Annotated in this window: 17 protein-coding genes and 1 riboswitch; of the genes, 9 read left to right on the forward strand and 8 right to left on the reverse strand. The window is 68.3% G+C overall.

Annotated elements, in window-relative coordinates; translation table 11 throughout:
• Nucleotides 1-87: 87 nt before the first annotated feature.
• On the forward strand, nt 88-771 hold the full coding sequence (locus EBB59_RS08850; RefSeq protein ID WP_122101793.1) for a response regulator transcription factor: 684 nt from the start codon (nt 88-90) through the stop codon (nt 769-771).
• Nucleotides 758-2,080, forward strand: coding sequence for a sensor histidine kinase (locus EBB59_RS08855; protein WP_122101794.1), 1,323 nt, complete (start codon nt 758-760; stop codon nt 2,078-2,080). Before EBB59_RS08850 ends, EBB59_RS08855 begins: the two co-directional genes overlap by 14 nt.
• A gap of 60 nt (nt 2,081-2,140) precedes the next feature.
• Here EBB59_RS08855 and EBB59_RS08860 read toward each other — a convergent pair whose 3' ends face one another.
• From EBB59_RS08860 to ahcY, 4 genes are all read right to left on the reverse strand, one after another.
• Nucleotides 2,141-3,052, reverse strand: a complete 912-nt coding sequence (locus tag EBB59_RS08860) for a branched-chain amino acid transaminase (protein ID WP_122101795.1) — start codon at nt 3,050-3,052, stop codon at nt 2,141-2,143.
• 61 nt (nt 3,053-3,113) lie between these two features.
• Nucleotides 3,114-3,695 carry a DUF4124 domain-containing protein gene (locus EBB59_RS08865; RefSeq protein WP_158601758.1) on the reverse strand — a complete coding sequence of 194 codons (582 nt, stop codon included), beginning with the start codon at nt 3,693-3,695 and terminating at the stop codon, nt 3,114-3,116.
• 291 nt (nt 3,696-3,986) lie between these two features.
• On the reverse strand, nt 3,987-4,817 hold the full coding sequence (metF, locus tag EBB59_RS08870) for a methylenetetrahydrofolate reductase [NAD(P)H] (protein WP_122101797.1): 831 nt from the start codon (nt 4,815-4,817) through the stop codon (nt 3,987-3,989).
• Between the two features lie 218 nt (nt 4,818-5,035).
• Nucleotides 5,036-6,484 (reverse strand): adenosylhomocysteinase, encoded by a 1,449-nt coding sequence (ahcY, locus tag EBB59_RS08875; RefSeq protein WP_122101798.1) that lies wholly within the window; start codon nt 6,482-6,484, stop codon nt 5,036-5,038.
• Between the two features lie 31 nt (nt 6,485-6,515).
• Nucleotides 6,516-6,584, reverse strand: a riboswitch (S-adenosyl-L-homocysteine riboswitch).
• A gap of 129 nt (nt 6,585-6,713) precedes the next feature.
• Here ahcY and EBB59_RS08880 point away from each other — a divergent pair.
• The 4 genes from EBB59_RS08880 (at nt 6,714) to lnt (ending at nt 14,049) form a co-directional block, all read left to right on the forward strand.
• Entirely contained in the window at nt 6,714-9,164 is a 2,451-nt protein-coding gene (locus EBB59_RS08880; protein ID WP_245979201.1) for an alpha/beta hydrolase family protein, read from the forward strand.
• A gap of 694 nt (nt 9,165-9,858) precedes the next feature.
• Nucleotides 9,859-10,947: an SGNH/GDSL hydrolase family protein gene (locus tag EBB59_RS08885; RefSeq protein WP_122101799.1), complete on the forward strand. Its 1,089-nt coding sequence runs from the start codon at nt 9,859-9,861 to the stop codon at nt 10,945-10,947.
• A gap of 64 nt (nt 10,948-11,011) precedes the next feature.
• Nucleotides 11,012-11,575 carry a hypothetical protein gene (locus EBB59_RS08890; RefSeq protein ID WP_122101800.1) on the forward strand — a complete coding sequence of 188 codons (564 nt, stop codon included), beginning with the start codon at nt 11,012-11,014 and terminating at the stop codon, nt 11,573-11,575.
• Between the two features lie 29 nt (nt 11,576-11,604).
• On the forward strand, nt 11,605-14,049 hold the full coding sequence (gene lnt / locus EBB59_RS08895; protein ID WP_122101801.1) for an apolipoprotein N-acyltransferase: 2,445 nt from the start codon (nt 11,605-11,607) through the stop codon (nt 14,047-14,049).
• A gap of 66 nt (nt 14,050-14,115) precedes the next feature.
• Here the strand turns inward: lnt and metK are convergent, their stop codons facing one another.
• Complete coding sequence (metK, locus tag EBB59_RS08900) at nt 14,116-15,351, reverse strand: methionine adenosyltransferase (RefSeq protein WP_122101802.1); 1,236 nt, start codon at nt 15,349-15,351, stop codon at nt 14,116-14,118.
• A 202-nt stretch (nt 15,352-15,553) separates the two neighbouring features.
• On the opposite strand from metK, the gene olsF reads away from it, so the two are divergent.
• From olsF to EBB59_RS08915, 3 genes are all read left to right on the forward strand, one after another.
• Nucleotides 15,554-17,257: a bifunctional ornithine lipid synthase OlsF gene (gene olsF / locus EBB59_RS08905; protein WP_122101825.1), complete on the forward strand. Its 1,704-nt coding sequence runs from the start codon at nt 15,554-15,556 to the stop codon at nt 17,255-17,257.
• Nucleotides 17,254-18,090: a UDP-2,3-diacylglucosamine diphosphatase gene (locus tag EBB59_RS08910; protein WP_122101803.1), complete on the forward strand. Its 837-nt coding sequence runs from the start codon at nt 17,254-17,256 to the stop codon at nt 18,088-18,090. The genes olsF and EBB59_RS08910 overlap by 4 nt, the downstream gene beginning before the upstream one ends.
• 92 nt (nt 18,091-18,182) lie before the next feature.
• Complete coding sequence (locus EBB59_RS08915) at nt 18,183-19,250, forward strand: metal-dependent hydrolase (RefSeq protein ID WP_122101804.1); 1,068 nt, start codon at nt 18,183-18,185, stop codon at nt 19,248-19,250.
• Here the strand turns inward: EBB59_RS08915 and dusB are convergent.
• From dusB to EBB59_RS08930, 3 genes are read right to left on the reverse strand one after another with little or no spacing between them, the layout of a single operon-like run.
• On the reverse strand, nt 19,208-20,194 hold the full coding sequence (dusB, locus tag EBB59_RS08920) for a tRNA dihydrouridine synthase DusB (RefSeq protein WP_122101805.1): 987 nt from the start codon (nt 20,192-20,194) through the stop codon (nt 19,208-19,210). The genes EBB59_RS08915 and dusB overlap by 43 nt on opposite strands.
• Nucleotides 20,195-20,234: 40 nt before the next feature.
• Entirely contained in the window at nt 20,235-21,296 is a 1,062-nt protein-coding gene (locus EBB59_RS08925; protein WP_122101806.1) for a PepSY-associated TM helix domain-containing protein, read from the reverse strand.
• Nucleotides 21,296-23,431: a TonB-dependent receptor domain-containing protein gene (locus EBB59_RS08930; RefSeq protein ID WP_158601759.1), complete on the reverse strand. Its 2,136-nt coding sequence runs from the start codon at nt 23,429-23,431 to the stop codon at nt 21,296-21,298. Before EBB59_RS08930 ends, EBB59_RS08925 begins: the two co-directional genes overlap by 1 nt.
• Nucleotides 23,432-23,561: the final 130 nt, after the last annotated feature.

Raw genomic sequence — 23,561 nt, forward strand, 5'->3', positions numbered from 1 at the left:
CGGCCGCCGGCTGCCGGCCGGGGCCGCCGCTGTGACAGAATCGAACCCTTGCGCGGAGAAGGCCGCGCCGACTGACAGGAGCAAGTCATGCGCATACTGGTGATTGAGGACAATCAGGACATCGCCGCCAATCTTGGCGACTATCTGGAAGATCGCGGCCACGCCGTCGATTTCGCCGCCGATGGCGTCACCGGCCTGCATCTGGCGGTGGTCAACGAGTTCGATGCCATCGTGCTCGACCTCAACCTGCCCGGGATGGACGGGCTGGAAGTCAGCCGGAAGCTGCGCAACGAAGCCCGCAAGCAGACCCCGATCCTGATGCTCACCGCGCGCGACACGCTGGACAACAAACTGGCCGGCTTCGATTCCGGCGCCGACGATTACCTGGTCAAGCCGTTCGCCTTGCAGGAAGTGGAGGTGCGTCTCAACGCGCTGGCGCGCCGCGGCAAGGGTGTGCAGGCGCGCGAGTTGCAGGTGGCCGATCTCGAATACAACCTCGACACGCTGGAGGTGCGTCGCCAGGGCAAGCTGTTGCAGCTCAACCCGACCGCGCTGAAGATCCTCCAGGCGCTGATGGAGGCAAGCCCGGCGGTGGTGACGCGGCAGGACTTGGAGACCCGCGTCTGGGGCGAGGAACTGCCCGATTCCGACAGCCTGCGCGTGCATATCCACGGCCTGCGCAGCATGGTGGACAAGCCCTTCGGCGTACCGCTGATCCAGACGCGCCACGGCATCGGCTATCGCATCGCGGCGCCGGATGACACCCAGTAACGCCGCGCCCGCCGGCGATGCCCGGCATCCCCGGCGGCGGCGGCTGCGCAGCCGCATCATCTGGTCGTTCTTCCTGCTCGGCTTCGGCCTGACGTTGCTGCTGGCGTTTTCCACCAACTGGATGCGCGGCCGGGTGGAGGATGACCTGATCGTCGACATGATGAACCGCAACATCGTCGAGTTTCAGCGCGAGTACGCCACCAACCCGAGCGACCCGATGTTGCAGGTCGAGCAGATGCGGGTGTTTTCCTTCACGCCCGACAAGTTCGAAACCGTGCGCGAGCGCGAACCGGACTGGTACGCGCTGGACAACGGCGTACACACGCTCAACGGCAAGAACGAGGACGGCACGCCGTTCCGTTACCGGCTGGCCGTGCTCAAGCAGCCGGATGTCTGGTTCTTCATCGCTTACGACATGACCGAATCGGTACGCCGGGATCAACGCTTCCGCGAGTCGCTGGTGGTGGTGGTGGCGATTTTCACGCTGATCTCGCTGGTGCTCGGCTGGTGGTCGGCCTCCAAGGTGATGAGCCCGGTGACCGATCTCGCCAGCCGCCTGCGCCGTGCCGGCAGCAGTTCCGATCCCGAGGCGCTGGCGCCGTTCTTCGCCGATGACGAGGTGGGCGAGCTGGCGAAGGCGCTGGACGATTATTCCGACCGGCTCACCGAGGTCGTGCAGCGCGACCGCGAGTTCAACGCCGATGTCAGCCATGAGCTGCGCACGCCGCTGGCGGTGATCCGCAGCGCCACCGAACTCTTGCTCTCGCAGGATGGCCTGGACGAGAAGACCCGTCAGCGTCTGCTGCGCATCCAGCGCGCGCAGCAGAACGGCACCGATCTCACCAATGCGCTGCTGCAACTTTCGCGCAACGAACGCGTGCATGGCGCCACCGACATCGCCCGGGTGGCCGAGCAATTGCTGGACGCCCACCGCTCGCAACTGCGCGGCAAGGCATTGGAATTGCGGCTGGAGGGCGAGCCGGGCCTGGTGGTGGACGCGCCGGAGGCGGCGGTCAGCGTGGCGCTGGGCAATCTCATCGGCAACGCGGTCAAGTACACCGCCAGCGGCGAGGTGGTGGTGCGGCTTGCCGACAATGCCGTGGACGTGATCGATTCCGGCCCGGGGCTCTCGGCCGAGGAAGCGGCCCGGCTGTTCGAGCGCGGTTATCGCGGCACGCATGCCGAGCACACCCACGGCGGCGGCATCGGGCTGTCGATCGTGCGGCGGTTGTGCGATCTCTATGGCTGGAGCGTGCGGGTGGTGCCCGGCACCGGGCGCGGGGTGATCGCCACGCTCTCGTTCGTCTGAGGGCCGCGCGAATGAAAACGCCACCGGTGGGTGGCGTTCTCGCGGGGCGGGACGGAACACTCAGAGATATTCCAGCCAGCCGTGCTCGTCGGGCGTGGTGCCGTTGAACAGGCCGAAGAACAGCGCCTGCATCCGCCGTGTGAGCGGGCCGGCGACGCCCTCGCCGATGACGCGGCCGTCGACCGAGCGGATCGGGGTGATTTCGGCGGCGGTGCCGCACATGAAGAGTTCATCGCAGAGGTAGAGGTATTCGCGCGGCAGGTCGCGCTCCACGACCTTGATCCCGGCCTTCTGCGCCAGCGTGATGATGGTGTGGCGGGTGATGCCGTTCAAGAGCGCGGCGCTGACCGGCGTGGTGTGCAATTCGCCATTGAATACCAGGAACAGGTTTTCGCCGGCGCCCTCGCTCAGCAGGCCCGTGGATGCCAGCGCGATGCCTTCGCCGAAGCCCAGCCGGCGCGCCTCGCGCGCGACCAACTGGCCGGAGAGATAGTTCCCGCCGGCCTTGGCGCCGGCGGGAATGGTGTTGGGCGCGAAACGCTGCCAGCTGGAGACACAGGCGTCGATACCGGTTTCCAGCACGCCCTCGCCCAGGTACGCGCCCATCTTCCAGGCCGAGACCGACATCTCCACCGGCGTGTCGGCCGATAGCCCGATGCCGCCCAGCCCACGGAACGCGAACGGGCGCAGGTAGGCCGCGCCAAGGCCGTTCTTCTTCAGCACTTCGCGGCAGGCGGCGTTGATTTCGTCGAGCGAGTACGGCATTGGCATGTCGTAGATGCGTGCCGAGGCGTACAGCCGCCGGTTGTGGTCGGTGAGGCGGAAGATCGCCGGGCCGTTGGGCGTGTCGTAGCTGCGGATACCCTCGAACACTGAGGAGCCGTAGTGCAGGGCATGCGCCATCACATGGGTGGTGGCCTCGGCCCAGGGTTTGACGTGGCCGTTGTGCCAGATCCATTCGGGGTATTGCATGGCGCGCTCCGTGAGTGAATGGGCCATTCTCACCGGATGCGCCGGTGCCGGCAATGTGCGGTTACAGGCTGATCCACAGGCAGCCGAGGTGGCGGCGCAACGCGAAGACGATGGCGCGGGTCTGGCCGTCGTGGCCGGCCGATTGCAGGATGCGCAGGCCGCTCGGCGCGCGTTTCCGGGGCCGCGCCGAGGCAAGGTGGCCATCGGTATCCCCGGCCCATGTCGGCTCGGCATCGCCGCCGCCGCCGACCGGGCCGATATCCACCAGCGGCCGTTTGACGATCGTTTCGAGCCGCTGCATCACCTGGTAGCCGCCGCGGGTATCGATGCCGGCCCAGTGATAGACGCCGGCGAGGCGGTTGGCGTCGCGCAGGTCGATGGCCGCCGCGACTTCGAAACTCAACGCTTCCAGGTCGCGCATGCAGCCGTTGCGGTTGGGACGCTCGAGGGCGGTGGCGCCGGCCTGGGGCGGCAGGCGTTCGGCGGCGCCGATCGCCGCGCAGGGTTGGTCGGTCATCACCACGCCGCCGTCGGCGGCGGTGCAGCGGCGCACTTGCTGGGCCTGGGCGGCGGGGCAGGCCGCCAGCGGCAGGCAGAGCAGGGCGGCCGAAACCAGGGCGGGGAGGCGGGTAGTGCGGTTCACGCGCTCAATCTAGCGGCTCGGCGCGCGCGCGCAAGCGTTGGCGAGCGCGAAAGCCAAATGCGTGCGCTGTCGGGCGGCTCGGCGCGTACGCGCAAGCGTTGGCAGACGTCAACATGCCGGGGCTGGCCGCCGCCGAGGGTGGCTCGGCGCGCGCGCAAGCGTTGGCGCGTGTGGGGGCCGATGTGCGTGTGGGGAGTGGGACATTCCACGAAAGTGGGGCGTTGCCCGTTGCCCGTTGCCCGTTGCGTGGCGAGCGTGGGCCGGCGACGGGGTGTTTGCGCGCGGGGTGTCCTAGGCGGTTCGGATCCGGCTCAGCACGTTCATCGTGGGCCGGGCCAGGTTGAGGGTGTAGAAGTGCAGCCCCGGCGCGCCGCCTTCGATCAGCCGCCGGCACATCGCCGCGACCAGATCGGCGGCGAATTCGCGCACCGCGCCGGTATCGTCGCCGAAGGCGCGCATGCGCTGTTCGATCCAGCGTGGGATTTCGGCCCCGCAGCTTTCCGAGAAGCGCCGCAGTTGCGAGAAGTTGGAGATCGGCATGATGCCGGGCACGATCGGCGCTTCGACGCCGCGCGCGCGGGCATCCTCGACGAAGCGGAAATAGGCGTCCGCGTTGTAGAAATACTGGGTGATCGCGCTGTCGGCGCCGGCATCGACCTTGCGCTTGAAATGGTCGAGGTCGGCCAGCGCATCGCGCGCCTGGGGGTGGGTTTCGGGATAGGCGGCGACTTCGATGTGGAAGTGCCCGCCATGTTCGTCGTGGATGAAGCGGACCAACTCGCTGGCGTAGCGCAGGTCGCCGCGGTCGAGCGTGCCGGAGGGCAGGTCGCCGCGCAGGGCGACGATCCGCCGCACGCCGAGCGCGCGATAGAGCCGCAGCAGGGCGCGGATATCCTCGCGGCTCGCGCCGACGCAGGTCAGATGCGGCACGCCTTCCAGCCCATGGCTGGCGCGTAGGCGCTGCACGGTTTCCGAGGTGTGGCTCTGGGTGGAGCCGCCGGCGCCGAACGTGCAGGAGACGAAATGCGGCGCGAACGTTTTCAGTTTGCTCATCGCGCGGTCGAGCTGAGCGCGCTGGTCGTCGGTTTTCGGCGGATAGACTTCGAAGCTGATCGGGAGCATCGCGGCGGGCTAGGCAGTAAGGCCGGGAATTGTATCGCTTTATCGCGATGGATGTTTTAGTTATCGTGGCGGCGTCACGGGGGATGTTTGTCTGGTGTGTGTCGTGGCCGTCGGTGCTTGTCGGGCGGCGGCGTGTGGGGGCAATCCACGGGCGCGGAATGCGGAACGGGCGCCCGAAGGCGCCCGTCGCGGTCATGCGGGGATTTGCGGCAGGCCGCTCAATAGCGATAGTGCGCGGGCTTGTACGGCCCTTCCACCGGCACGCCGAGGTAGTCGGCCTGTTCCTGGGAGAGGCGGGTCAGCTTCACGCCGATCTTTTCCAGGTGCAGGCGGGCGACTTCCTCGTCCAGCTTCTTCGGCAGGATGTAGACCTTCGCCTCGTAGGCGTCCTTGTGGGCCCACAGGTCGATCTGCGCCAGGGTCTGGTTGGAGAAGCTGTTGGACATCACGAAGCTCGGGTGGCCGGTGGCGCAGCCCAGGTTCACCAGCCGGCCTTCGGCCAGCAGGAAGATGCTGTGGCCCTCGGCGAACGTGAACTTGTCCACCTGCGGTTTGATGTTGGTGCGCGCCGCGCCGCTTTCGTACAGCGCATCGACCTGGATTTCGTTGTCGAAATGGCCGATGTTGCAGACGATGGCCTGGTCCTTCATCGCCCGCATGTGGGCGAGGGTGAGGATGTCCTTGTTGCCGGTGGTGGTGACGTAGATGTCGGCCGTGCCCAGGGTGTCCTCGACGGTCTTGACCTCGAAGCCTTCCATCGCCGCCTGCAAGGCGCAGATCGGGTCGATCTCGGTGACGACCACGCGCGCGCCATAGGCGCGCAGGGAGGCGGCGCAGCCCTTGCCGACATCGCCGTAGCCGCAGACCACGGCGACCTTGCCGGCGAGCATCACGTCCAGCGCGCGCTTCAGGCCATCGGCCAGCGATTCGCGGCAGCCGTAGAGATTGTCGAATTTCGATTTCGTCACCGAGTCGTTGACGTTGATCGCCGGCACCAGCAGCTTGCCGGACTCGGCCAACTGATAGAGGCGGTGCACCCCGGTGGTGGTTTCTTCCGACACGCCCTTCCAGTCGGCGATCACCCGCGTCCAGAAACCCGGGCGCTCGGCGGCGACGCGCTTCAGCAGATTCTTGATGACCTGCTCCTCGTGGCTGGTGGCGGCGGCGTCGACCCAGGCCTCGTCGCCTTGTTCCAGCTCGTAGCCCTTGTGGATCAGGAGCGTCACGTCGCCGCCGTCGTCGACCACCAACTGCGGGCCGAGGAAGCCGCCGTTGCCATCGGGGAAGGACAGGGCGGCGAGTGTGCAGTCCCAGTATTCCTCCAGCGTTTCGCCCTTCCAGGCGAACACCGGGGTGCCGGTGGCGGCGATCGCGGCGGCGGCGTGATCCTGGGTGGAGAAGATGTTGCAGGACGCCCAGCGCACGTCGGCGCCGATGTCCTTCAGCGTCTCGATCAGCACCGCGGTCTGGATGGTCATGTGCAGGCTGCCGGTCACGCGCACGCCCTTGAGCGGGGCGTCGGGCGCGTACTTGCCGCGGATCGACATCAGGCCCGGCATTTCGGCTTCGGCGATGTCGATTTCCTTGCGGCCCCAGTCGGCCAGGGAGATGTCGGCGACCTTGTAGTCGCTTTCGGGGGAGGAGGTCTGCGGGGTATGGGTGGTCATCGGGCGCTCCGTGAGGGATGAAGGGGGTTCATGGTCACGGGCGCCGTTGTGTTCCGTGCCGAGCCTGGTGGGAATCCCCATCGCAGCGCCCCTCGGCGGAGCGCCATTGTATTTCTTCTTGTTCGCGATGAAGGGATCGCTGGATCGCCGGGGCGTCATGACCTTTGGCTCCTGCGCCGCGCCGGCGCCCGTGCCAACCTGCGGATCGGAACAAACGAGGATCCAGACGATGCGACTTCGCGCCATCGCCGGCTTGCCGCTGGCCCTTTTGCTGGGCTGGCCGCCGTCCGCCGCCGCCCAGACCGCTTACCGCGAGCCGCCGGCCGCGCTCAAGGCCATCGCCGATGCGCCGCGCGCGCCGCGGGTATCGCTCAGCCCGCGACGCGACCTGATGGCGCTGATGGCGATTCCCGGCCTGCCCGGCATCGAGGTGGTGGCGCAGCCGGAGGAGAAACTGGCCGGCATCCGCATCCATCCGCGCGTGCTGGCGCGGAGCAGTTTCAGTTTCGGCAACGACCTGTGGTTGCAGGACGTCGCCACTGGCAGGGAGATCCGCATCGAAGGCTTGCCCAGGCCGCTGTCGATCGCCGGCATGGGCTGGTCGCCGGATCAGAAATACCTCGCCTTCAACCAGGTCGAGCCGAAGACCGGCACCAACGCGTTGTGGCTGGTCGATGTCGCCGCGCGCCGCGCGCGGCTCTTGACGCGCGGGCTCAACACCATCAGCGGCCGGCCGTTCGAGTGGATGCCCGGGGGCCGCGCGCTGCTGGTCACGCTGCGCCCCGCCGATGTCGGCGCGATGCCGGTGGACGATAGCGTCCCGGCCGGTCCCAACGTGCAACGCACCGATGGCGACGGCCGCGTCACCAGCGTGCGCACCTATCAGGATCTGCTGAAGAACGAAGCCGACGCGCGCCGCTTCGAATACCTGCTGCGCGCGCAGGCGGCGCTCGTCGGCGTGGATGGCCGGGTGTCGCCGATGGCCGCGCCGGCGCTTTACACCGGCCTGTCGGTGTCGCCCGATGGCCGCCACATCCTCAGCCAGCGCATCGTCCGGCCGTTCTCGTATCTGGTGCCGATGCACTTCTTCCCGCGCACGATCGAGGTGCGCGACCTGGCCGGCAAGGTGATCCACACGGTGGCGAAACTGCCGCTCGTCGAGGGCCTGCCGACCGGCAACGACGCGGTGCCGACAGGCGTGCGCCGCATCGCATGGCGTGGCGATGCGCCGGCCACCCTGGTCTGGGCCGAGGCGCGCGATGGCGGCGATCCCGCCCGCGAGGTGGCGGTGCGCGACGTCGTCTACATGCAGCCGGCGCCGTTCACCGCCCGGCCGGTCGAACTGGCGAAACTGTCGATGCGATATTCGGGGACGCAGTGGGGGCGCGGCGACCTGGCCCTGCTCGGCGAATACTGGTGGAAGACTCGCCGCTTCAAGACCTGGCGCATACGGCCGGACGCGCCAGGGCGGGCGCCCGCGCTGTTCGAGGAAGGCAGCAGCGAGGATCGCTACGCCGACAAGGGCGAGCCGGTGCTGGCGCCGGATGCGCGCGGGCAATCGCGGCTGTTGACCTCGCCCGATGGCGGCGCGATCTACCGCATCGGCGATGGCGCATCGCCCGAAGGCGACCGCCCGTTCCTCGACCGCCAATCGCTGGCCGATGGCGAGACCACGCGCCTGTTCCATTCCAGCGGCCAGCGCTACGAGCGCCCGGTGGCGATGCTCGATGCCGAGGGCAAACGCCTCATCACCAGCCGCGAATCACCCAGCGAGCGCCCCAACTTCTGGCTGCGCGAACTGGCGGCGGACGATGCCGGTCGCGCGCTGACGCGCTTCCCGCACCCCACCCCGCAACTGCGCGAAGTGCGGAAGGAACTGATCCGCTACCGGCGCGCCGATGGCGTCGAGCTGACCGCCAACCTCTACCTGCCGCCAGGCTACGACCCGAAACGCGACGGCCGCCTACCGCTGTTGATGTGGGCCTATCCGGGCGAGTTCAAATCCGCCGCCGCGGCCAGCCAGGTGACGGGCTCGCCCTACCGCTTCAACAACATCGGCTACTGGGGGCCGCTGCCGTATCTCGCCACCGGCTACGCGGTGCTGGACAACCCCGGCATGCCGATCATCGGCGAGGGCCAGGCCGAACCCAACGACAGCTACATCGAGCAATTGCGCGCCAACGCGCAGGCGGCGGTGGACGAGGTGGTGCGTCGCGGCGTGGCCGATCCGGCGCGCATCGCCGTGGGCGGTCATTCCTACGGCGCCTTCATGACCGCCAACCTGCTGGCGCACACGCGGCTGTTCCGCGCCGGCATCGCCCGCAGCGGCGCTTACAACCGCACGTTGACGCCGTTCGGCTTCCAGGCCGAGGAGCGCAATTTCTGGCGCGCGCCGGAGACCTATGCCGCGATGTCGCCATTCAACCACGCCGACAAGATCAAGGACGCATTGCTCCTGATCCACGGCGAGGAGGACAACAATTCCGGCACCTTCCCGATGCAGAGCGCGCGCATGTACCAGGCGGTGCGCGGCCTGGGCGGCCACGCGAAACTGGTGATGCTGCCCAAGGAATCGCACGGCTACCGCGCCCGCGAATCGATCCTGACCATGATGGCCGAGACCCACGATTGGCTGGAGCAGAACGTCAAACGAGCCGTCCCGCGCGATGACGCCCGCTGAGGCGGTCCGCCGCCGCGCCGTATCGGCGGCCAGGAAAATCGACGCACGCGCCGCCGCGTGGCGGCGTGTGTTTATCGCCAGGTGGATTGGTCGGACGCGCTCTCCAGCGCGCGCGGCGTGACCGGCGGGTGCCGCTGTGCCGGGTTGATGACAGGGATTCGTGACAGGGATTCGTGACAGGGATTCGTGACAGGGATTCGTGACAGGGATTCGTGACAGGGATTCGTGACAGGGATTCGTGACTGGAATTCGTGACTGGAATTCGTGACTGGAATTCGTGACTGGAATTCGTGACTGGAATTCGTGACTGGAATTCGTGACTGGAATTCGTGATTGGAATTCGTGATTGGAATTCGTGATTGGAATTCGTGATTGGAATTCGTGATTGGAATTCGTGATTGGAATTCGTGATTGGGGCCGCGACCGGAACGAGAGCGGCAGACACCTCCGCCGTTGCCGGGGTCGCATCGCATGCGGAACGGAAAACCTCCGTTTCCGGGCGATTTCATGTTGCGGTGCGATATACGCGCCTGCGCGTTGACGCTTGTCATCAAGCTGGCGTAGCGTGGCCCACGGCATCGCGGGCCGGGTGGGCGGCGGCGCCATCGAATCGATGGATCGAACACCGCGCCCGCCCTCGTGCCGTTTCGGCCCGTGGGGCGGGGGAGTGCAACCTCACCACGGGAAAACAGCCATGACCGTCCGCTTCGCCAAGTCCCCGCGCCTCTTGTCGTCCGCCTTGCTCGTGTTCGCCACCGCCCCGCCGGCGTTGGCCAGCACCCTGACCCAGAATGCGTCGTGGACGATCGATCGCTCCGATACCCGTGCCAAGTATCGCGTCGTCGCCTACGGCGACTCGATCTACGCCGGCTACAACGGCTCGCTCTCGCGCGCGGCGACCTTCTCCGCGCCCACGGTGGAATCGGAATACCTGTCCGGCGTGTGGAAGACCGATATCGAGAACGTCCGCCGGGCTAAATCGGGCGCGGTGGCTTCCGATGTCTACCGGAACAAGATCGTGGCCGAGCGGTCGTACATGCAGCATGCCTCGACCCGCGTGGTCACTTTCGAGATGTGCGGCAATGACGGGTTGCAGGCGCGCGCCAGCTTCAAATCGCAGACCGGCACCTGCAACTACGCCGTGCTCGACGAGGCCGTTCACAACTGCAAAATCCACGTCGCCGCCGCGATGGATTTCATCAATGCCAATGCCTACCCGGGCGTCAAGCTGAAGGTCATCAGCAACCTCTATTACCCCGGCTACGACGCCGACAACGTGCACAGCTCGTGCAGGGATGCGCGCACCGGCGCGCACGTCAACCTGCGCGACAGGTTTCTGCCGTCGATGGCGAAGATGAATTACTGGATGTGCGAATACGCGCGGCGAAAGGACTTCCGCTGCGCCGACAGCTTCGCCGAGTACATGGGCGCCGATTACGACAGCAACGGCGACGGACGGGTGGATTCCGAGGCGCTGAGATACGTCGCCGGCGAAAGCGAATCCAGCTACGTCACCCGTATCGTCTCGACCCTGCGCTCGACCATCCGGGACGCGAATACCCACTTCGTGTCGTCCTCCAGCAGCTACGACTACATCCAGTCCGACGATGTCCATCCCACCTATGCCGGCGATACGCTCCGCTCGGGCATCTGGGGCGGCGCGGCGGACAAGGGCGCGCCGCGCTTCACCGCGTTCGTCAACGGCCGCAACCCGATATGGAACCAATACGGCCACGAACGCATGGGCTGGGTGTTGTCGACCTATGGCCCGGCCACGCCCTGAGGCGCCGGTGCCGGCGTCGAATGGCCATGATCCGCGTCTCCCGCCCCCGCAAGTCCGGAGCGGGATGCGGCGGCGCGTCCTGGGGTGGATGGCGGTTGCGGTGGTCATTCTGCTGGCCGGTTGCTACGGCTGGCTCAGCATGCGGCCCAAGCCCTTGCGGGTCGATGTGTCCGGGCCGGCCGGGCGGGCGGTTGACGGCGCGCGCGCCGCGGCTCTCCCGCCGCCGGCCGCCGCCGCCGCTCAGCCCACGGAGCCGGGCGACGTGACGCCCGATATCAAGGATTACATCCCGCCCGGCCGCGAACCGGAGATGGGCGAAGTGATCGCCCGGCTGCGCGCGGCGGGCGTGCAATCGGGCATCGCCGCCTTCAACCCGCCCGGCACCCGCCCGCCGCTGGTGGGGATCGCGGTACCGGAGGATTTTCCGCTGCCCGAGGGGTACGTCCGCCACACGCAGACCACCGACGATGGCCAGCGCATCGAGCCGATCCTGATGTTCTCGCCCGATTACGATTTCTTCGACGCCCAGGGGCGGCCGATCCAGGTGCCGGAAAATCGCGTGGTACCGCCCGTGCATGCGCCCCCGGGCCTGAATGTCCGCATGATCCGTATCCCGCCGCCACGTTGAGCGGTGGTCGCTTCCGGCTCGCTTCCGCCATGACACGTTTCCTTTCCGGCGCCCGCACGCCCGTCGAGCTCCTTGCCTGCGGGCTGCTGTTCGGGCTGTATGCCCGTGGCGGTAACGCCTTCATCCTTGGCTTCGTCGCCCTGGCGCCGTGGCTCGTCACGCTGGACAAGCCGCGTGGCCTCGTCGCCACCGTGTCCAACGCGTGGGCGATGAGCGTCGTCTTCGTGTTGGCGGCCTTTCACTGGTTCGCGTTCGCCATTGCCGATTATTTCGGCATCGAACCGGCGCTGGCGCTGGCGTCGCTGACGGTGGCCGCGCCGTTGCTGCAACCGCAGTGGATCGCATTCGCGCTGGTGCGGCGCTGGGCCGCGCGCCGGCATGGTCCGCCGCTGGTGGCGCTGGCTGGCGCATCGGCCTGGGCGGGCTGCGAATGGCTGTGGCCGAAGCTGCTCGGCGACACGCTCGGCCACGGGCTGTATCCCTCGCCGTGGCTGCGCCAGTTCGCCGATGTCGCCGGCGCGGCGGGGTTGAGCTTCGCCCTGATCCTCGCCAACGAGGCGCTGGCGCTGGCATTCGCGCGCCGGTGCGCGGCGCGGCGCGAGTGGGGCCGTCCGCTCGCCGTGGCCTGCGCCGTGCCGCTGTTGCTGGCCGGCTACGGCATGCTTCGGCTGCCGCTGCTGGCTTCGGTCGTGCCGGAAGCGCCGCTGCGGATCGGCATGGTGCAATCGAACATCGTCGATTACGACCGCCTGCGTGCTGACATCGGCGCCTACGAGGTGGTGCGGCGTGTGCTGGATACCCATTTCGCGCTGTCGTACCCGTTGGCGCGCGCGGGCCGGGTGGATGCGTTGCTGTGGTCGGAGACCGTTTACCCCACCACCTACGGCCAGCCCAAGAGCGAGGATGGCGCGACCTTCGATCGTGAGATCGCCGACTTCGTGGCGATGACGCGCGTGCCGCTGGTGTTCGGCACCTACGATGCCGATCCCGATGGCGAATACAACGCCGCCGCCTTCGTCGGGCCGCGGGCGCGGCTTCTCGGCTTCTACCGCAAGACTAGGCTGTTCTTCGGCACCGAATACCTGCCGCGGTGGGCGGAAGAACTCGGCCTGCGCCGGCTGCTGCCGTGGGCCGGCGCCTGGCGGCCAGGCCAGGGTGCGCGGGTGATGCCGTTGCGGCTGGCCGATGGCCGCGAGGTGCCGGTACAGGCGTTGATCTGTCTGGACGACGTCGACCCCGGTCTCGCCATCGATGGCGCGAGGCTGGGGGCGCACGCCTTGCTGGGGATGTCCAACGACAGTTGGTTCACCCGTCACCCGGTGGGCGCGCGTCTGCACTTGCAGGTGGCCGCGTTCCGCAGCATCGAGACGCGCCTGCCGCAGGCGCGCGTTACCAGCAATGGGTTCAGCGCGGCGATCGACGCCACCGGCGCGCTGCTGGCGGAAACCGCGATGGACGAACAAGCCGTGCGGGTGGCGGAACTGGCCGCGCGCCCGGCGCCGTTCACCCCGATGCGCATGTTGGGCGACTGGCTGGGCAAGGCGGGTTTGGTCTTCCTGGTGCTGCTGGCGGTACGGGCGGCGTTGTCGGACTGGCGGGGCCACCACCCCGCTCGCGCCAGTGCGCGCGCGCCGGTCGTCTTGCCGCGAGGCGTGGCGATGATGTCGCCGGCGATGCGCGTGGTCATCGTCGGGCTGCAACTGTTCGCGCGTGCCGCGGTGCTGTGGATGGGCGTGGCCTGGCTGCTTGGCGAAGCCGGGCAGGATCGGCTGCTCACCCAACTGCGCACGTTCGTCGCGCTGGTGCTTTTGCCGGAAGCGTCGGCCTGGCTGCTGATGGGCCTGCATCGCGCGCGTCTCGCGGTGGACGACGACGGCCTGCGGCTGTTCCGGCGCGGCCGCGAGGTCCGTCTGCTGCGGAAAGGCGATGGCACGGCGCTGAGGCCGTGGGCGTTGCCGCTGCCGGCCGATGGCGTCAGCTTGCGCGCGCCGGCGGGCCGGGACATCGTCCTGTCCGGTGTGGACCCCGCCGCCCTGGCGCGGGCGTTGGATTCCCCCTCTCCGGCCACGTCGCGCGCCAGGCTGTCGCTGCTCGCCGCGCAGGCGCGCGCGTGGGCGCGGCGTGGCCGGTTGGATCATCCATTGCCCAAGTTCCTGCTGTTTCCGCTGCTGCCGGCGCTGCCGGCGTTCCGTTTGCATCAGATCATCGCTTTCGGCGGCACCTTCGGCGAGGCGTATGTTCATGGCTGGAAAGCGTGGTTCGCCGCGCTCGGCCTGTGGTGGGCGAGTTGGATCGTGATGATGGTGCTGTGGGCGGGCGCGTTGCGGGCGGCGGTGGAAGCGGTCTGCCTCGCCGCGCCGCGGATCGCGCCGACGCGCATTGTCGGCCTGCGCACCGTGCTGGAATCGGCCGCGCGCTGGCTCTACTACCTGGGCGTGCCGGTCTGGCTCGCCTGGCGGATGCTGGCGGCCTGACCCGCGCCGCCAGGAGAAACGGGCCGCATGGAGGCGGCCCGTTTCCTTCGCGTCATGGCATTGCGGTCACTTCTTCAGCTTGGCCTGCTTGCGCAGTTCCTCCGCCTTGTCGGTTTTTTCCCAGCTGAAGGCGGTGGCCTTCTGCTTCTTGCCGGTGCCGTCGGTATAGCTGATTTCCCTGGGCTTGCGGCCGAAGTGGCCGTAGGCGGCGGTGCGCTGGTAGATCGGGTGCACCAGGTCGAGCATCTTGATGATGCCGTACGGGCGCAGGTCGAAGTTGGCGCGGATGAGTTTTTCGATCTGGTCGTCGGGGATCTTGCCGGTACCGAAGGTGGTGACCGAGATCGAAGTCGGCTCGGCCACGCCGATGGCGTAGCTGACCTGCACTTCGCATTTGCCGGCCAGTCCGGCGGCGACGATGTTCTTCGCCACGTAGCGCGCCGCGTAGGCGGCCGAGCGGTCCACCTTCGAAGGGTCCTTGCCGGAGAACGCGCCGCCGCCGTGGCGGGCCATGCCGCCGTAGGTGTCGACGATGATCTTGCGCCCGGTCAGGCCGCAGTCGCCCACCGGGCCGCCGATCACGAAGATGCCGGTCGGGTTGATATGCACCTTGTTCTTCGGCAGCGCCTCGAACCACTTCTTCGGCAGCACCGGGCGCAGGATTTCCTCGCGCACCGCCTCGATCAGGTGCTTCTGTTTGATCCCCGGATCGTGCTGGGTCGAGAGCACCACCGCGTCCAGTCCCTCGATGGTGTGGCCGTCGTCGTTGTAGCGCAACGTGACTTGGCTCTTGGCGTCCGGGCGTAGCCACGGCAGCTTGCCGTTCTTGCGCAGCTTGGCCTGCTGCTCGACCAGTCGGTGGCTGTAGTAAATCGGCGCGGGCATGAATTCCGGCGCCTCGTTGCAGGCGTAGCCGAACATCAGGCCCTGGTCGCCGGCGCCCATTTCCTCGGGCTTCTTGGCTTTCCTCTCGGTGCCGTCCACACCCGCGGCGATGTCCGGCGACTGCTTGCCGAGCATGTTGATGATGGCGCAGGTGTGGCCGTCGAAACCGACATCCGAATTGTCGTAGCCGATGTCGTTGATGACGTTGCGGGCCAGGCCCTCGATGTCCACCCAGGCGCTGGTGGTCACTTCGCCGGCGACGATCGCCGCGCCAGTCTTGACCAGCGTTTCGCAGGCCACGCGGGCGCGCTTGTCCTGGGCCAGGATGGCATCGAGGACAGCGTCGGAGATCTGGTCGGCGATCTTGTCCGGATGGCCTTCGGAGACCGATTCGGAAGTGAACAGATAGCTGGACATCGACTTGTATCCTTTTATTCGGATGAAAAGATGTAGCGAATGATACATGCGTGCACGGGCGCATGCACGAGCGCCGCCAGTTTGCCCGATGACGGTTAAGCAGACGTATCCGGCCCGGCTGTCATCGCCCCGCAACCGTGCTGCAACCCGGCTGACGCGGGGGGCGGCCACGATCAGGTATCCCATACCGCATCCGATGGGCATGATCCAGCTCGAAGAACGTCTGCAACAGCGTTTTCCGCATTGGTTCCGGGGGCGTCGCGCGCCCGTCGCGCGTACGCTGGTGCGTGGTGTCGGCCGCTGGTCGCGGCTGGACCGGGTGGAATCGTTCCTGCGGGCCAACGGCCATCTACGCGATTTCGAGTTCGTCCGCGCCGCGCTGGATCACCTGGAGGCGCGCTACGACATCGACGAGGCCGCGCTGGCGCGGGTTCCCGTTAGCGGCCGCCTGCTGATCGTTGCCAATCATCCTTCCGGCGCGCTCGATGCGCTGGCGCTGCTCGACGCGGTCGGCCGCGTGCGGCGCGATGTGCGCATCGTCGCCAACGATTTCCTTACCACCCTCACCGGCCTGTCCAACCTGCTGTTGCCGGTGCGGGTGTTCGGCGGCCGGGCCGGGGCCGACTCGGTGCGGGCGATCGAGTCCGCGCTGGCGCGGGAGGAATGCGTCATCGTGTTTCCGGCCGGCGAAGTGTCGCGGCTTTCGTCCAGAGGTGTGCGCGACGGGCGTTGGCGTCCGGGGTTCGTGCGTTTTGCCCGCAGCGCCATGGCGCCGGTGCTGCCGATCCACGTCCAGGCGCGCAATTCCGCGTTGTTCTACGGGGCGTCGGCCATCTTCAAGCCGGCCGGCACCGCCCTGCTGGCGCGCGAGGTCTTCGCCCGCCAGCGTCGCCGCATCGTGCTGCGGGTCGGCCGGGCCGCGTGCCTGCCGGCCGATGTCGAGCCGCATGAAGTGCTGCGCCGCACGCGCGCCGCGCTCTACCGGCTGGGGCGCGGCGCGACGCCGGTGGCGTCCAGGCCGGAGGCGCTGGCAATGGCGCTGCCGCCCGAACGGGTGCGGGCCGGCATCGCCGCGATGGAATTGCTTGGCCGCACCAGCGACGGCAAGGAAATCCGTGTCGGCCGGCTGGCGGCCAGCGCGCCGCTGCTGGACGAGATCGGCCGGCTGCGGGAGCTGACCTTCCGCCAGGTCGGCGAGGGGACCGGCAAGCGTCTCGATCTCGACGAATACGATGCCTGGTACGAACACATCGTGCTGTGGGATGCGAACGCGATGAGGATCGCCGGGGCTTATCGCGTCGCCCGGGGCGCGCGGATACTGGCCGAAAAGGGGCTGCCCGGTCTCTACACCGCCTCGCTGTTCCATTACGACGAGGCGGCGGTGCCGCGCATCGCCGCCGGTATGGAACTGGGGCGCAGCTTCGTCGTCCCGGAATACTGGAACAGCCGCAGCCTCGACTATCTCTGGCAGGGCATCGGCGCTTATCTGCGCGTGCATCCCGGCGTTCGCTACCTGTTTGGGCCGGTGTCGATCAGCGCCGCGTTGCCGCCGGCCGCGCGCGACGCGCTGGTGGCTTATTACTCGCGTTATTTCGGCGGTGGCGACGGCCTGGCGCACTCGCTACGGCCCTTCGCTTATTTCGCCGCGCCGCCGGATTTCGGCGGGCTTGATGCCGATACCGCCTTCCGCGTGCTCAAGCACAACCTCGATGCGCTCGGGAGCAGCGTGCCGACGCTCTACAAACAGTACACCGAACTGTGCGAACCGGGCGGCGCGCGCTTCCTCGCTTTTGGTGTCGATCCCGATTTCAACAACGCGATCGACGGCCTGATCGAACTCGATCTGGCCGCGATGCGCCCCAAGAAACGGCGGCGCTACATCGGCGAGCGCGGGGCGGCGGCGTGAGGCGCGAAAGCGGACAGGCGGAATGCCTGCGGACGGTGTTCATTTCCGATGTCCACCTTGGCGCGCGTCATTGCCACGCGCGCGAACTAGCGGAATTCCTCGGCCGCCTCCATTGCCGCAAGCTGTACCTGGTGGGCGATATCGTCGATCTGTGGTGGATGGCGCAGCGACGCGCGCACTGGCGCGCCGAGCACAATCGCGTCGTCGAGGCGCTGCACGCGTTGCGCCGCGTCGGTACCGAGATCGTTTACGTGCCCGGCAATCACGACCGGCCCGCGCGCAAGTTCTGCGGCTTGATGTTGCCGGCGATGCAGGTGCGCCGCCGCGCCATCCACGTCACCGCCGATGGCCGCCGCCTGCTGGTGGTGCATGGCGACGATTACGACAGCATCACCCACTTCGGCAGCGTCCAGGAAAAGTTCGGCGACTGGCTGTATTACCGCATCCTCACCTGGAACCAGCGCACCAACGCCGTCCGCCGCCGGCTTGGCCTGCGCTACTGGTCGTTGGCGGAATATCTCAAGCGCCGCAGCGCCGCCGCCGAGCGCTACATCGAGCGCTTCGTCCAGGCCGGGCTTGCCGATGCCAGGCGTCGCGGGCTCGATGGCATCGTTTGCGGCCACATCCACCGGGCCGCGCTGCGGGAGCGCGATGGCCTGATCTACGCCAACGATGGCGATTGGGTCGAGACGCTCACCGCGATCGCCGAGGACCGCGATGGCGGGCTGCGCCTGCTGGCGCACAATGGCGAGACCCTGGCCCGCATCGCGCCGCGTCCGCGACTGCCGCGCGCGGATGTCGGCGGTGCCGAAGCGATGCCGGTGGCGGCTTGATCGCCCCCGACCGTGGAGATGGCGGGCGCGGGCCCGTCGGCGGGCGCCGCGCGGTTCGTCGTTCGGCGCGCGCGTTGCCTTAACATCGGCGCATGGATTCGCTGACCCAGATCGTCCTCGGCGGCGCGCTTGCCGCCGCCGTCGCACCCGCGCGCCATCGCCGCGCCGCCTTGCTGGCCGGCGCCGCGCTCGGCACGCTGCCCGATCTCGACGTATTGCCGGCGTCGCTGCTGCTCGGCGACCCGATCGACCGCATGACCTGGCATCGCGGGCCGTCGCATTCGCTGCTGGTGCTGCCTTTCGTGGCATGGGCGATCTGGGCGTTCTTCAAACGTCGCGGCGGCCGCGTGGCCGAGGCCTCGGGACGTTGGTGGTGGGCCATTCTGCTGGCTCTGGCAACCCATCCCGCGCTGGATGCCTTCACCGTCTATGGCACGCAATTGTGGTGGCCGTGGCCGTCCTCGCCGGTGATGTGGTCGAGCATCTTCATCATCGATCCGCTCTACACGGTGTGGCTGCTGGCCGCCTGTGTCGCCGCCTGGTGGCTGCGCCGCGGACGCGCCGCGCAACTCGGGTTGGTGATCGGGCTGGCGATCAGCACCGGGTATCTCGGCTGGTCGCTGCTCGCCAAGGCGATCGTCGAGCGCGATGCGGCGCGTTCGCTGGCGGCGCTGGGGTTGCAGGATGCGCCGCGCTTCTCGGTGCCGACGCCGTTCAATACGCTGCTTTGGCGGGTGGTGGCGATGACGCCCGAGGGATATGTCGAGGGCGAGTATTCGCTCTTCTCCGATTGCGGCTCGGTGCGTTTCCAGGCTTTTCCCTCCGATGCCGGGGCCTGGGCGCAGGCGCGCGACTTGCCCGCGGCGCGGCGCATGACCTGGTTCAACCACGGCTTCCAGCGCGCGGCGATGGTCGACGACCGCCTGGTGCTGACCGATCTGCGCATGGGCAGCGAGCCGGATTATTTCTTCAATTACGCCGTTGCCCGGCGCGATGCGCTGGGGCGTTGGCGGGCGCTGACGCCCAGCGAGCGTTTCAGGCCGCCGGAGGCGAAGCCGCGCAGCGCGCAGCTCGGGCGTATCTGGCGGCGCATCTGGCATGCGCCCGATGGCGAGGCTCAGGCCGCCAGCGAGACCCCGGCGATCAGCGCGTCGAAATAATCGCGGGTCAGCCCGCGCTGGGCGTGGGCATCGATCGCGCGGTTGACCACGGCGCGGAAGGCGGCGTTCTCCGGCTTGTCCCGCGCGTACCAGCCGAGGTGCTTGCGGGCGATGCGCACGCCCGTTTCCTCGCCGTAGAACGCGTAGAGCGCGTCGAGGTGCGAGAGCAGCACGTCGCGCACCTCGTCGAGCGAGGGCGCCGGCAAGGTCTCGCCGGTGGCGAGGAAATGGGCGATCTCGCGGAAGATCCACGGCCGGCCCTGAGCCGCGCGCCCGACCATGACCGCATCGCAGCCGGTACTGTCCAGCACCTCGCGCGCCCGGTGCGGCGAGTCGATGTCGCCGTTGGCGATCACCGGCATCCGCGTCCCGGCCTTGATCGCCGCCACGGTTTCGTGCTCGGCCCTGCCGGCGTAGTGCTGGTCGCGGGTGCGGCCGTGGACGCTCAGCGCGGCAATGCCGCATTGCTCGGCCACGCGGGCGATGGCCGGCGCGTTGCGGTGGGTCGCATCCCAGCCGGTGCGGATCTTCAGCGTGACCGGCACTTCGACCGCACCCACCACGGCTTCCAGGATGCGCGCGACCAATGCTTCGTCGCGCATCAGCGCCGAGCCGGCCCAGACGTTGCAGACCTTCTTCGCCGGGCAGCCCATGTTGATGTCGATGATCTCGGCGCCGTGATCGACGTTGTAACGTGCGGCATCGGCCAGCAGTGCCGGATCGGTGCCGGCGATCTGCACGCTGACCGGCGCCGGTTCGCCGAGGTGATCCATGCGGTGGCGCGATTTGGCCGTTTGCCAGAAGCGCGGGTCGCTGATCGTCATCTCCGAGACCGCCAGGCCCGCCCCCATGCGCTTGCACAGTTGCCGGAAGGGCTTGTCGGTCACACCGGCCATCGGGGCCAGCACGATGCGCGGTTCGATGCGATGGCGGCCGATCTGCATCCGCGGATTGTAGTGGGCAATGACAGGCGTGCGCGGTGGCTCAGGCCGCTCGGTGGCGGTGCCCGCGCCGTCGCAGCCAGAACAGCAGCCCGGTGACGAACAGGAACATCGGGACGATGCCGGCCAGGGCGGTCGCCCAGCGCGGCGCGGGGCCGCCGACCGCGCCGATGTGCAGCGGGTAGAGGGCCATGGCGATGCGGTGCCCGGGCGCCAGCGTTCGCGCATCCCGGCGCAGCCGCAACAGATGCCCGCCGCGGTCGCTGACCACCATGCTGCGGCCGTTGGGGTGCCATTCGCCCTCGGCCTGGAGGCGCACGGTCACTTGGTCCTGGCCGGGTGTCGGCGTGTTGACCCGGCGGATTCGCGCATCCGGCAACGTACTGGCGGCAAGCGCGAGGATGCGTGGCCAATCCGGTGCGGCGTCCGAGACGCGGCCGGACGTGGGCGCGGGCAGCGGCTCGCCGCCGAAGATGCCGGTCAGTGCTTTGGAATAGGCATCCTGATAGACCATGCCCAGGCCGGTGAGCGTTGCCAGCAGCATCAGCGGAGACAGCACGGCGCCGAGGCTGCGATGCCAGCTCAGCCAGCGGCGGGGCGGCGGATTGGCATGCACCTTGAGCTGCGCGAGCATGCGGCCTGGCTTGGGCCACCACAGGTACAGGCCGATCAGCAGCATGGACAGGCCGATGCAGCCGACCACGCCCAGCACCGCCTCGCCGGTTTCCCCGCCCAGTAGCTCGACGTGGAATTCGTGCAACCAGAGCAGGGCGTCGTCGTCCGGCGTGCGGGTGAGCAGCAGTTCGCCGTCCTCGGGCGCGAAGTAGCGGCGGCTGCCGTCCCGGTAATGGCCCTGCCATACCGGCAACGCCGGGCGCGGCAGATCGAGGGCGCGCAAGCCGCGCGCCGACTCGCGCGCCATGAGGGCGGCCAGCACCCCGCCATCGGCTTGCGCCGTGTGCGCGGCCAGTCGCGGGTGCTGCATGCGCAGTAGCGGCACATGAAACACCAGGACCGCCCCGGCGAGGCCGATCAGGCCGAACAACAGCCCGACGCCGAGGCCGCTCCAGAGATGCAGCCGGGAAAGCAGCCGGCGCGGGGGCATCAGAATCGGCGGCTCCAGCTCATCGTCAGCGTGCGTCCGCGGCCCGCCGTGTAGGTGTCGTTGCGCGGCGTGGTCTGCGAATGGTAGGTGACGTAATGGCGGTCGAGCAGGTTCTCGATGCCCACGCTCAGCTCGCCGTCGAGCCATGCGAACCGGGCATTGGCGTCGAACGTGGTGTAGCCGTCGAAGCGCGCCACTTCGACGCCCCGCCGGTCGAAACCGCGGCCGCCCGCCTGGTTGGCTTGCAGGCGCGTGCGGATGCCTTCGCGCCACTGCCGCTCCCAATAGGCGCCGATGCGATTCGGGCTGATGTTGACGCCGGGCAGGTCGCTGTCCACCTTGTTGTCGCCATCGCTGTCGTAGCGCCCGCGCGATGCCGCCAGCAACAGGCCGACCCGCGCCCGCTCGCTCAGACGGAAGCCGACACTGCCCTCGACGCCGGCGATCCTGGTGCGCTCGCGCACGACGTTGTAGGAGAACGTGCCGGGATCGAAGGCCAGGCGCGACCCCAGCTTGGACTCGGACTGGTATGCCGCGAGGTGCGCGTTCCAGCGCTGGCCGTCGTAATCGATGCCGATTTCCCGGTTGTCGGCGATTACCGGGGTCAGGTCGATCAGCGTCCCCACCGACCGCCCGGGGGTATCGATCGCGCGCAGCACGCGGCCGATATCGGCCACGGTATAGCCCTCGCTGTAGGAGGCGTAGACTTTCAGCTCGGGCGTGGTCTCCCATACCAGGCCGAGGTTCGGCATGGTCTCGCGGCTCTTGCGTATGCCGCCCCGCACGAACTGGCCGCCGTTATACCGGGGCAGGGTGGTGAAGTCGTTGACCTCCAGCTCGCCGCGTTCATGGCGCAGGCCGCCGGTCAGCATCAGGTTGTCGCGCAGGCGCCACTCGCCCTGGATGAAGGGGGCGAGCGAGCTGTAACGGGTTTCCGGCACCCAGTTCAGCTGGCTCCTGAGCAGTTGCTGTTTGGTTGCGTCGCGTGACCAGTCCAGGCCCAGCATCAGCCGCGCGCGGCCATCGAACAGGCCGCGAGACCAACTGAGCTTGGCGCCGCGCTTGATCGAGACGTTTTCCGATTCGTCGTACCAGTCGCGGCCATCGTTCCAGAAATTCGGCCAGGCGCTGCCGCCGTAGCGGCCGGCGAAATCGACACCGAACAGTTGCGCCTGGAGATAGCCGCCGAATACGTCATCGTCGCTGTAGTCGAGGGCGATGGAGGTGGCGCGGTTGCGCGCGGACAGGCCCGGCGGCGTGCCGCGTACCGAGGTGGCCAGGAGGCCGCGCCGGAAATCGCCGTTCCTGCTGACGTAGCGGTTGCGGCCTTCCAGGCGGTAATCGTTGGCGTTGAGCTGCAAGCGGCGGCCATCGTCGATCTCCCAGCCCATCTTGAGAAACAGCCCGAGGCTGGTCGAATCCATCAGATCGCCCTGGGTATTGTTGACGGCGATGGGCTGGCCCTTGCCGTCGTAATACAGGCCCTCGCTGGCGCGCGACACGCCGCCGACCAGATCGAAGCGGCCCTGCCGGGTGCCGAACAGATACGCGCCGCGGTAGCCGGCGCTGTCCGCGCGCGGCCGCAAGGCGCTGGAGAGGCCCAGCGACAGTTCGTGGAAGGACTCGCCATCCCGCTTCGGCGCGCGCTTGGTGATGATGTTGATGATGCCGCCGGAAGCGCCCAGCCCTTGCAGGGCGTTGGCGCCGTGGATGACCTCGATGCGCTCGACCATCGCCAGGTCGATGGTGTGGCCGTCGCGGCCGCCTTCGCGCAGCGGCGTGGACTGCGGCATGCCGTCGACCAGATACAACGGCTTGCGGCCGCGCAGGGTTTCGCCGCCATTGGTCATTTTCTGCCGCGAGGGCGAAAACGAAGGCACCAGATTGCTCAGCACCTGCGAGAGGTCCTGGGTGAGCGACAGTTGCTGTTTGAGCTGTTCGCGGTCGATCACGGTGATGGTGTTGGGTATCGCCGCTTCGGAGTCGGGGCTGCGGCTGGTGCTGGCCGAGACCACCACGCGGTCGAGCGTATGGGCGGAAGGCGACGGAGCGGCGCTGGCCTCGGCGAGGGCGGCATGCGGGGCGAAAAGCAGGGAGAACGCGGCGGCGAGCGCGTTCTGGCGGGGAAGTTTCATTCGTAAGCCCGGAAAAATATCCGACAAATGATAACTATTCGCATGAATGCGGCATATATGCATCTGCCGGCGAGGCGGCGGCGCGTGACTGCCGGCTCCGCGCCGCTGGCGCGTGGCTTGCCGGCGTGGG

Source organism: Solilutibacter pythonis, assembly GCF_003697345.1.
Classification (GTDB): Bacteria; Pseudomonadota; Gammaproteobacteria; order Xanthomonadales; family Xanthomonadaceae; genus Solilutibacter; species Solilutibacter pythonis.

Bases quoted from the DNA above. Each gene is read 5' to 3' on its own strand.
- EBB59_RS08850 (WP_122101793.1), top strand. From the start codon at position 88: ATGCGCATACTGGTGATTGAGGACAATCAGGACATCGCCGCCAATCTT.
- EBB59_RS08855 (WP_122101794.1), top strand. From the start codon at position 758: ATGACACCCAGTAACGCCGCGCCCGCCGGCGATGCCCGGCATCCCCGG.
- EBB59_RS08860 (WP_122101795.1), bottom strand. From the start codon at position 3,052: ATGCAATACCCCGAATGGATCTGGCACAACGGCCACGTCAAACCCTGG.
- metF (WP_122101797.1), bottom strand. From the start codon at position 4,817: ATGCTCCCGATCAGCTTCGAAGTCTATCCGCCGAAAACCGACGACCAG.
- ahcY (WP_122101798.1), bottom strand. From the start codon at position 6,484: ATGACCACCCATACCCCGCAGACCTCCTCCCCCGAAAGCGACTACAAG.
- EBB59_RS08880 (WP_245979201.1), top strand. From the start codon at position 6,714: ATGCGACTTCGCGCCATCGCCGGCTTGCCGCTGGCCCTTTTGCTGGGC.
- EBB59_RS08885 (WP_122101799.1), top strand. From the start codon at position 9,859: ATGACCGTCCGCTTCGCCAAGTCCCCGCGCCTCTTGTCGTCCGCCTTG.
- EBB59_RS08890 (WP_122101800.1), top strand. From the start codon at position 11,012: ATGCGGCGGCGCGTCCTGGGGTGGATGGCGGTTGCGGTGGTCATTCTG.
- lnt (WP_122101801.1), top strand. From the start codon at position 11,605: ATGACACGTTTCCTTTCCGGCGCCCGCACGCCCGTCGAGCTCCTTGCC.
- metK (WP_122101802.1), bottom strand. From the start codon at position 15,351: ATGTCCAGCTATCTGTTCACTTCCGAATCGGTCTCCGAAGGCCATCCG.
- olsF (WP_122101825.1), top strand. From the start codon at position 15,554: ATGATCCAGCTCGAAGAACGTCTGCAACAGCGTTTTCCGCATTGGTTC.
- EBB59_RS08915 (WP_122101804.1), top strand. From the start codon at position 18,183: ATGGATTCGCTGACCCAGATCGTCCTCGGCGGCGCGCTTGCCGCCGCC.
- dusB (WP_122101805.1), bottom strand. From the start codon at position 20,194: ATGCAGATCGGCCGCCATCGCATCGAACCGCGCATCGTGCTGGCCCCG.
- EBB59_RS08925 (WP_122101806.1), bottom strand. From the start codon at position 21,296: ATGCCCCCGCGCCGGCTGCTTTCCCGGCTGCATCTCTGGAGCGGCCTC.
- EBB59_RS08930 (WP_158601759.1), bottom strand. From the start codon at position 23,431: ATGAAACTTCCCCGCCAGAACGCGCTCGCCGCCGCGTTCTCCCTGCTT.